Source organism: Streptomyces sp. NPDC002104 (genome assembly GCF_053593795.1).
In genome coordinates this window covers 1-9345 of the sequence record NZ_JBSFDF010000105.1, presented here as the reverse complement: position 1 = coordinate 9345, position 9345 = coordinate 1, and the positions used below count along the sequence as shown (strand labels likewise).

Here is a 9345-nt window from a genome sequence, read left to right as displayed (position 1 = left end):
GGCGGTGTAGGCGTGGCTGAGGTCGTGGGTGAGGGGGCCCATGGAGGCTGCGTCGCCGGCGTTTGAGGCGCGGGTCAGGGCGGAGCCCTGGGAACGGTGGAAGGGCGGGTAGGGGAACTCCGCCCCGCGCAGCGGCACACCCGCAGCCGGGGCTGCGGGTGTGGGGGCCCCGCGCAGCGGGGAGGGGGCGTGGGGCTTCCCCGCGCAGCGGCGGGAGGGGGCTGGAGGTGGTCCCGCGTAGCGGCGGGAGGGGGCTGGGGGCGGTCCCGTGCGGTGGGGAGTGGCTGCGGAGAGCTTCGGCCCGCGTAGCGGGAGGGGGCCTCGGGGTGTCAGGGGGTCAGGCGGGTCAGGCCCTCGTGGATTTCCGGCGGGGTGTGGGTCGTGAACGACAGGCGTAGCGTGCGCGGATCCGGGGCGTGCGCGAAGAAGGGGGCTCCGGGGACGAAGGCGACGCCGCGGGCGGTGGCCGCGTGGAACAGGGCTGTCGCGTCGTGGCCCTCGGGCAGGCGGGCCCAGACGAACATGCCGCCCTCGGGGTGGTTCCACGTGGAGCCCGGCGGGAGCGCGGCGCCGAGCCCCGCGAGGAGGGCGTCGCGCCGGACCCGGTACGCGTCGCGGACCCGCGTCACGTGCGCGTCGAGGTCAGCCGTCCGCAGGTACTCCGCCGCCGCCAGCTGGTCGACCGTCGAGGTGTGCAGGTCCGCCGCCTGCTTCGCGAGCACCGCCGCGCGCAGCAGCCCGGCAGGGGCGCGCAGCCAGCCGAGCCGGAGTCCGGGGGCCATGACCTTGGAGAAGCTGCCGAGGAGCGCCGTACGGTCCTCGGCCCCGGGGTAGGAGGCGAGCCGGGGCAGTTCGGGGCCCTCGTAGCGGAGTTCTCCGTACGGGTCGTCCTCCAGGAGCCACAGGCCGAGCCGGGCCGCGAGCGCCGCGATCTCGGCGCGGCGGCCGGCGGGCAGGGTGCGGCCGGTCGGGTTCTGGAAGGTGGGGATCGTGTAGAGCAGCTTGGGGCGTTTGCGGGCGACGAGCTCGGCCAGTGCGTCCGGGAGGATGCCCTGGTCGTCGCACGGCACGGGGATCACCCGGGCCCCCGCGAGCCGGAATCCCTGGAGCGCTGCCAGGTAGGTGGGGTTCTCGACGAGCACCGCGTCGCCCGGTTCGATCAGCGCGGTCGCGATCAGGCCGAGTCCCTGCTGCGATCCGGTGGTGATCAGCAGGTCGTCCGGGGTGGTCGCCAGCCCTTGCTTGCAGAGCCGGGCCGCCACCGCCGCGCGCAGTTCGGGGGCGCCCTCGGTGGTCGAGTACTGGAGGGCGCGGTGGGCGGACCGCGCGAAGGCGGAGTCGTACGCCGCCCGCAGGCCCTCGGCGTCGAAGAGCTCCGGGGCGGGCAGGCCGCCGGCGAAGGAGATCATGCCGGGCTGGGCCGTGACGGCGAGGATCTCGCGCACGGCGGAGGGGGCGGTCGTACGGATCCGGGCGGCGAAGGGCGGCGGAGGGGTGGCGGCGGGCGGCAGGGCGGAGGCGGGCGCGGAGGCGGGCACGTGGGCGGGCACGGTGGCTCCTTCTGGAGGCGGGTGCGGGCATCGTAGCCGCGAGTAGGTGTAGATGGCAGGTATGTATCGGATGCTGAACTGCGCCCAGGGACTCCCCATCTGACGTTGCATCAGCTAGACCGGGTCCCATGACAGCAGACGAGCGGAACACCCGGGCCGACGACTACGCCGAGCTCGCCTCGGTCGGCCCCTACGGAGTCCACCCCGGCCACGCGCTGATCACCATGGTCGAGCCGCACCCGGGCCACGAGTTCGCGTACAACCGCTGGTACGAGGACGACCACTACTACGCCGGCGCCATGGCCATGCCCTGGATGTTCGCCGGCCGCCGCTGGGTCGCCACCCGCGAGCTCCAGGAGCTGCGCTACCCGGAGAAGTCGGCGGTGGCCCAGCCCGTGACCGCCGGGTGCTACATCTCCACGTACTGGGTCACCGAGGGCCGCTACGACGAGCACATGAAGTGGACCGTCGGCATCAACAAGCGCCTCAACCGCGACGGCCGGGTCTACCAGGACCGCACCCACGTCTTCACCGCGTTCCAGGACCACGAGGCCACCGTCTACCGGGACGGCGCCGCCGGCCCCCGCGACTTCCACGCCCTCGACCACCCGTACGGCGGGCTCGTGGTGCAGGTCATCGACGCGGAGGGCCCGGAACGGCGGGCCGAGCTGCTGGAGTGGCTGCGCTCGCGGGCCCTGCCGAAGCGGCTGGCCGGCTCGCCGGCCGCGCTGGTCACGGTCTTCCGGCCGACGCCGCTGCCGGGGGACCGGATGACGTACGTCAAGCAGGTGGAGGGGGTCGACACCCGCCTGACCCTGCTGTGGTTCCTGGAGGCCGACCCGCGCACCTGCTGGGACCGGTTCCAGGGGCTGGATACGGAGGTCGCGGAGTCGGGGCTGGGGCGGGTGGAGCTGGTGGCCCCGTTCATCCCGACGGTGCCGGGGACGGACCGGTACGTCGATCAGCTGAGGTAGCCCCGCAAGGGGGCTGGAGCCGGGACCGGAGCCGGGACCGGAGCCGGGGGGCCCGGACATGGCCGAGCCCCCTCGGCAGGCGACGGCGGGCCGGTCGAGAGGGCTCCAGTCAGTGGTGCAGGTGGTGCAGGTGGTGCGGGTGATTCTGGTGGTGCTGGCCTTGCGGTGGAGCCGGTGGTGCCGGTGGCGCTGATCGTGTGACGGCGGGCCGGGAAGGTCGCTTCGACGTTCAGGCGAGGCGCCCCAGGCGGCCCTCGGTCACCTCGGCGACGAACGAGGTCCAGGAGCCGGGCGCGAAGGTGAGGGACGGGCCGTCCTGCACCTTCGAGTCACGGACCGCGATGGCCTCCATGACGGGGGACTTGACTTCGACGCAGGCACCGTTGGCGGAGTACGAGGACTTGGTCCAGTTTTCCGTTGCACCTTGACGAATAGCCATGTTTCTCTCCGGTTCAGCGAGTGGTTCCGGTGTCATGTCGGCCATTGCTCCGGCTGACGTGATCGACGCTACCCGCAGCTCCCGTTGCGCGAAGGGGGCGTTCACCCGACCGAGTGGCATATTCCATTCAGGTCTTCTGCCGCCGGGGAGTGACGGTGTACCGTACCGGCCTTTTCGCCGACCCCCCCCGATTACCCCTTGTCCGCGAAGTCCTCGATGATCTGCGCGATGAAGTGCCGCGTCTGGTCCACGTTGTGGGCCTGAGCACGCAGATGTTCGTACATCACGCTGTATTTCTGGACGTCGTTGGCTTTCTCCAGGTACAGGTCGCTCGTCACGCCTTCGATGTAGACGACGGTCGAGTCCGAGGCGTCCGGGAATTCCAGAATCGCGTACTGGCCGTTGACGCCCGGGTGGGCGCCCACCGAGAAGGGCATCACCTGGACCGTGACGTGCGGCTTCTCCGACTGCTCTATCAGGAACTCCAGCTGCCGGATCATGAGCTGGGCATCGCCCACGTGCCGCCGCAGGGCGGCCTCGTCGATGACCGCCCACAGGCGCAGCGGCCCGATCTCGGGATTGCTGTTCTCGGTCTCGTGGAGCCGCTTCTGGCGGTGCATCCGGACCTGCACGCGCTTCTCCACGTCGACCGGAGCCGTCTCGGGCCATGCGCCGCGGACGAGCGACTGGGCGTACTCCGGGGTCTGGAGCAGCCCCGGGATCACCAGGGGTTCGTAGGTGCGCAGGCTGGCGGCATCCGTCTCCAGGCCGATGTAGACGCTGTACGGGATGTCGCCGAAGGCGTGCCACCAGCCCTGCTGGCGGGAATCCTTGGCCATCTGCATGAGGGAGTCGACGAGCCGCCGGTCCTCGACCTCGTAGACGTCGCACAGATCGCGGACGTCGCGCTGGCTGATGGAACGCCGGCCGTTCTCCAGCCGGCTGATCTTCGACTGGGAGACGAGCAGGCGTTCCGCGACCTGCTCGGCCGTCATGCCCTTGTCCTCGCGCAGTTTGCGCAACTCCATGCCCAGTCGGCGGCGTCGGACGGTGGGATTGACATTGGACGCCACGTGAACGGCACCTCCGCCTTCTTCTGTTGCTGTCTCTTCGCTGTCTCTCTGCGTGTCTGCTGGTGAGCAGACTGCCACCGAAGCACGTGGCCTCGCTGGGGAACGGGTCGGAAGGTGCGGAACGGGTGGGAAAAGCAAACGCGCGGGGCGACGGGGCCGGTACGCCGGCATCGTCGCCCCGCGCGTAGGCGGTTGCGATCACTGCTGCCCTGCTGGTCGTGCTGCCCTGCTGGCTGTGCTGACCTACTGGTCGTGCTGACCTGCTGATGGTGCTGACCCACTGGTCGTGCGTCCTGCGTGCCGCCTTGCGCGGCCCGCCGGTGGATCAGTGCGCGGCCACGCGGGCCATCGCACCGGTCCGGCGCGGCTGCAGCGCGGCGGCTGCCGCCGTGGCCCGGACGGGCTGGGCCGGTGCCCGGTCGCGGCGCGGCTGTGCGGCCACGCCGTTCTGGACGTCCATGACGGCGTGCGCCACCAGTCCGCCCATCGGGTCGTGCCGGATCAGATCCCGCAGCCGGGACCTGGACGACCGCCCCTCGTTGCCGGGGTACAGGTGCTTGCCGAGTCCGACCGCGTGGGCCAGAGCGGCGAGCGCCGCGGTCCGCGGGTCCGGCGGTACGCCGGTGCGGATCGCACTGTCCAGCCGGCCACGGATCTCCCGGCTGATCGCTGTGTCGGTCGCTTGGTAGCGAGTCGTCGGCAGCACCCCGCACATCTGGCCCGCGACGGCATGAACCATGCCGCAACGCTCCAGGTGAGCGAGGTAAATCTGACGGAGCCCCAGTCGGGGTCCGCCGATCCAGTGGACCGCCCGAACCGGGCTGCCGCGCCTGCGCAGCAGTTCCAGTGCGGAGTCCAGAGTCGGATCTCCTGTCGGCCGTGGCATCACCACGGCGATACGATCCCCATCAGGGGCTATCCGTCCTGCCAGAGCCAGCTCCACTAGCTGTGCCCCGGCCAGGCCGAGGTCGAGCGACTGCGGCTGCGCCGTGGTACCCGTGGCCGGGTCCAAAGCGAGCAGCAGAAGCTCCTCCGGAATTGTTCTGCGGCTCCTGCCCATCCATGCCTCCCCGCGTGGATGAGTGACAGGGTGACGCCTCTCACATTCATCTGTCGAGAGCGCCTGGCCGCTTTGTGGGGGAACCGTCAGCTATGTCGTTCTCGTCTAGCACGGGGGCGATGCCCCCTAGACGGGACACTGTTAGACATTCGGACAGCCGGACGTGAAGGCGATCGAGGAGGAACTGGTGGCGGGCGAGTCCCCCGACAAGTCGGTTGATGAAGGAACGTCGGGGACGGCGGAGTCGTCCGGGGGGCGTGACCCGAGGGCATCGCTGTTCCGCCCGAGGGACTCGGAGGACGGGCCCGCGGACCACGATCCGCTGCGCGAGGCGGTGGCCGCGTGGGTGGCGACGGCGCCCTCCGGGGACGAGCGGGAGGATGCGCCGGCCGTGCCGGGTGCGCCGGGTGCGCGGACCGAGGTCTTCAAGGCCCTGCCCGCGGATGCGGCTGAGCCTGCGGCTGCGGCTGCGGCTGCGGCTGCCGATTCGGATTCCGATTCCGATTCGGATTCCGGATCCAGGGCCGGTGGCTCCGCTGACGGGGCGTTCGAGAGCGAGCGCACGGCGGTGTTCCGCGCCGTGACGCCGCCGGCGACTGGCGCCGCCGACTCGGCGGATTCCGCTTCCGTTTCCGGCCGCGCAGGTGATTCCGCGGGGCGCGCAGACGCCTCGGATACCTCGGATGCCCGATCCGCGGCCGCCCCGGCTGGTGCGGCAGGATCCGGCACTGACGCCGACCGACCTGCGGCTTCGGGTTCGGCTTCCGGGGCGGACTCCTCGGCCGCGCCGGTGGGCGGCGAGCGTACGGCCGCCTTCCGTGCCGCGACGCCTCCGGCGGATGCCGACCGCTCCATGGGTTCCGCTTCGGGGAAGCCCGCGGCGGCTGCCGGGCCGGCCGGGAGCGACCGTACGGCGTCGTTCCGCACGGTGACGCCGCGGACCGGCACGGACCTGCCCGCGGGTTCCACTCCGAGCTCCACTTCTGGCGGCGGCACCTCCGACGGGCCTGCGGCTGCCGCCGGCTCGGTCGAGAGCGAGCGCACCGCGGTGTTCCGTACGGTCCCGCCCGCTGCCCCCACGGACTCCCCCGAGGCACCGGCCGACAGCGAGCGCACGGCCGTCTTCCGCATGCCACCCACCCCGACGACGGACACCCCGCCCCCGTCCGGTTCCCGGGCCCCGTCGGACACCCCGTCCTCGTCCGGTAGCCGGGCCCCGTCGGGTGCCCCTGCTTCGTCCGGCAGCCGTTCCGCTTCGGTTGCCCTAGGTACGTCGAGTGCCCAGGCCCCTTCGGACAGCCCGGCCTCGTCCGGTTCCCGGTCCCCGTCGGGTGCCCCGTCCTCGTCCGGTAGCCGTTCCGCTTCGGATGCCCAGTCTTCGTCGGGTACCCGGGCCCCGTCGGGTGCCCCGGCTTCGTCCGGCAGCCGTTCTGCCTCGGATGCCCTGGGTACGTCGAGTGCCCAGGCCCCTTCGGACAGCCCGGCCTCGTCCGGTTCCCGGTCCCCGTCGGATGCTTCGGATTCGTCCGGTAGGCGTTCCGCTTCGGATGCCCTGGGCGCGTCGGGTGCCCAGTCTTCGTCCGGTTCCCGGGCCCCGTCGGACACCCCGGCCTCGTCCGGTACCCGGGCCTCTTCGGACACCTCGGGCTCTTCGGCGGCGCCGGATCCTTCGACTGCTTCCGGCCGTCAGGGGGGCCTTGGTGCCCCCGGCTCGCGATCTGCCTCGGGCAACCAGGCGGGCCCCGCAGCCTCGGCTCCCTCCAGCACCCGGGAGCCTTCGGCCGGCTCGGGCTCGGCGGCCCAGGGCAACCACGCCCCCGCCGGCACCCCGGCTTCGTCCGGCACTCGGGCGCCTTCGGGCGCTCAGGGTTCCCCGGCTGCACCGGGTGCTCCCGCTTCTTCCGGTACCCGGGGCTCTACGGATGGCTCGCGCTCTTCGGCTGCGCCGGGCGACCAGACCGGCGCCGGTGGCGCGGGTTCTTCCGGCACTCGGGCGCCTTCGAGCGCTCAGGGTTCCCCGGCTGCACCGGGTGCTCCCGCTTCTTCCGGTACCCGGGGCTCTACGGATGGCTCGCGCTCTTCGGCTGCGCAGGGCGGCAGTGCCGCCGCCGGTAGCGCTGCTTCCTCCGGCGCCCAGGCGCCTTCGGGCGCTCCCGGTTCTCCGGCTGCGCCGGGTCGTCAGGCGGGTCCCGGGGCCCCGGCTTCTTCCGGGACCCGGGGCTCTTCGGGTGGCTCGGGCTCTTCGGCCGCCCCGGGCAACCCGGCCGCCCCGGGGGGTCGGACCGCTTCCGGTGCTCCGGGTGCCCCCGGCGGCCGTGGCTCCGGCGAGCCGGTCGACAGCGAGCGGACCGCCGTGTTCCGGGCGGTCAAGCCCGGGTCCGGGTCCGGGGCCGCCCCGGGCGGTTCGGCGGAGGACAGTGAGCGGACGGCCGTGTTCCGGGCGGTCAAGCCCCCGGCTCCGGACGCTCCGGCCGATGGCGAGCCGGTCGACAGCGAGCGGACTGCTGTGTTCCGGGCCATCAAGCCCGGCACCGCCGACCCGGGCACCACCGACCCCGGCACCACCCGCCCGGGCGCAGCCAAGCCCGGCACCGCCGGCCCCGCAGGGCAGGGCGCCGCAGGGCGTGGCAGCGTCGGGCAGGGCTCGGCTCAGCCGGCGGCTCCGCGTACCGGTACCGGTACCGGTGCCGGGGAGCGGGCGAGCACCTTCGTGCCGCTGCGCGGCGACGACGCCCCCGCGCGGCCCACCGCGGGCGCGCCCGGCGCGGCCCCCGCTTCGGCCCCGGGCCGGACTCCGGTTCCCGCCGGGGTGCGGACCCCCGTGACGCGGGAGTCCCCGGAGCGGACCACGCAGCAGCCGCTGCCACCCAAGCCGCCGCTCGACATGCTGGCGGACCTCACCAACAACCCGCCCCCGCCGCCGAGCGTGGCCCGCACCGCCCTGCGCCGGTTCAAGATCTACGCGCCGATCCTGGTGCTCCTCGCGGTGGTCCTCGCCGTCGTCCAGCTCGTGCGCCCGCTGCCGGCCCCGACGCTGAAGATGACCGCGAACGCCTCGTACACCTTCGAGGGCGCGGAGCCGTCGCTGCCGTGGCCGAAGGAGGGCCAGGCGTACATGGCCGCCGCGGGCCTCGGCACCGTAGGCAGCTTCGGCGAGCAGAAGCCCGTGGCGATCGGCAGCGTGGCCAAGGCCATGACCGCTTACGTCGTCCTCAAGGACTTCCCCATGAAGAAGGGGGAGAAGGGCCAGATGATCCCCGTCGACAAGACGGCGGTCGACGACGGCAAGAAGGAGACCGACGGCGAGTCCACGGTCAACAACCTGAAGGAGGGCGGCCAGATCTCCCAGGAGGACGCCCTCAACGCGATCATGATCCCGTCCGCCAACAACGTCGCGCGCCTGCTCGCGCGCTGGGACGGCGGGCAGGAGGCGTTCGTCAAGAAGATGAACGACACCGCCCGGGAACTCGGCATGACCAACACCACGTACACGGACCCCTCGGGTCTGGACGCGACCACGGTCAGCACCGCCGAGGACCAGGTCAAGCTCGGCCTCAAGATCGTCGAGATGCCGGAGCTGATCGCGATCACGATGAAGCCGAAGTGGATCGACCCGACGGGCAAGGAGTGGCGGAACTACAACGACCTGGTGCCCTTCAACGGCTCGCTCGGCATCAAGACCGGTTCCACCACCAAGGCCGGCGGCAATCTCCTCTTCGCCGCCGAGAAGAAGGTCGGCAAGACCAACCAGCTGATCGTCGGCGCGGTCCTCGGCCAGCACGGCGTGCCGATCCTCGGCACCGCGATCGCGGCGAGCAAGAACGTCATGATCGCCACGCAGAAGATGCTGAAGTCCGCGCCCGTCATCCAGAAGGGCGATGTCGTCGGCTACGTGGACGACGGACTCGGCACCCGGGTCCCGGTCGTGGCCACCGCCGACGTGAAGGCGGTCGGCTGGCCGACCCTCACGATCGCCATCAAGCTGGCTGACGGGGCCACCCGGCTCCCGCAGACGGCCAAGGCGGGCTCGGAGATCGGCATGCTGACCGTCGGCGAGGGCGCCAGCCAGGTGAAGGTGCCGGTGGCGCTGCAGGGCGACCTCGTCGCACCGGGCCTCGGCAAGAAGCTGACGCGCGTCGGCTGAGCCGCCGCCTCCGCCGTTGCCGCTGCCGCGGCAGCAGCCGACGCCGCGCACCCGCGCGGAGCGGGTCCGCCGCCCCCTGCTGCCGGCGATCTCCCCGGGCCTGTC

At 72.5% G+C, this 9345-nt stretch carries 6 protein-coding genes; 2 read left to right on the top strand and 4 right to left on the bottom strand.

The window, feature by feature from the left end:
- Positions 1-329: 329 nt before the first annotated feature.
- On the bottom strand, positions 330-1550 hold the full coding sequence (locus tag ACWCP2_RS37920; protein WP_450913086.1) for an aminotransferase-like domain-containing protein: 1221 nt from the start codon (positions 1548-1550) through the stop codon (positions 330-332).
- 128 nt (positions 1551-1678) lie between these two features.
- On the opposite strand from ACWCP2_RS37920, the gene ACWCP2_RS37915 reads away from it, so the two are divergent.
- Positions 1679-2524: a hypothetical protein gene (locus ACWCP2_RS37915; protein WP_450913085.1), complete on the top strand. Its 846-nt coding sequence runs from the start codon at positions 1679-1681 to the stop codon at positions 2522-2524.
- A gap of 229 nt (positions 2525-2753) precedes the next feature.
- Here ACWCP2_RS37915 and ACWCP2_RS37910 read toward each other — a convergent pair whose 3' ends face one another.
- The 3 genes from ACWCP2_RS37910 to ACWCP2_RS37900 all read right to left on the bottom strand — a co-directional run bounded on the left by ACWCP2_RS37910 (position 2754) and on the right by ACWCP2_RS37900 (position 5096).
- The gene (locus tag ACWCP2_RS37910; RefSeq protein WP_243341874.1) at positions 2754-2963 is read right to left on the bottom strand and encodes a DUF397 domain-containing protein; all 210 of its coding nucleotides are present in this window, start codon (positions 2961-2963) and stop codon (positions 2754-2756) included.
- A 191-nt stretch (positions 2964-3154) separates the two neighbouring features.
- Entirely contained in the window at positions 3155-4036 is an 882-nt protein-coding gene (locus tag ACWCP2_RS37905) for a helix-turn-helix domain-containing protein (RefSeq protein WP_450913084.1), read from the bottom strand.
- A 325-nt stretch (positions 4037-4361) separates the two neighbouring features.
- Complete coding sequence (locus ACWCP2_RS37900) at positions 4362-5096, bottom strand: GOLPH3/VPS74 family protein (protein ID WP_450913083.1); 735 nt, start codon at positions 5094-5096, stop codon at positions 4362-4364.
- Between the two features lie 2353 nt (positions 5097-7449).
- Between ACWCP2_RS37900 and ACWCP2_RS37895 the strand changes: the two genes are divergently transcribed.
- Entirely contained in the window at positions 7450-9240 is a 1791-nt protein-coding gene (locus tag ACWCP2_RS37895) for a D-alanyl-D-alanine carboxypeptidase family protein (protein WP_450913082.1), read from the top strand.
- Positions 9241-9345 lie beyond the last annotated feature (105 nt).

Bases quoted from the DNA above. Each gene is read 5' to 3' on its own strand.
- ACWCP2_RS37915 (WP_450913085.1), top strand. From the start codon at position 1,679: ATGACAGCAGACGAGCGGAACACCCGGGCCGACGACTACGCCGAGCTC.
- ACWCP2_RS37910 (WP_243341874.1), bottom strand. From the start codon at position 2,963: ATGGCTATTCGTCAAGGTGCAACGGAAAACTGGACCAAGTCCTCGTAC.
- ACWCP2_RS37900 (WP_450913083.1), bottom strand. From the start codon at position 5,096: ATGGGCAGGAGCCGCAGAACAATTCCGGAGGAGCTTCTGCTGCTCGCT.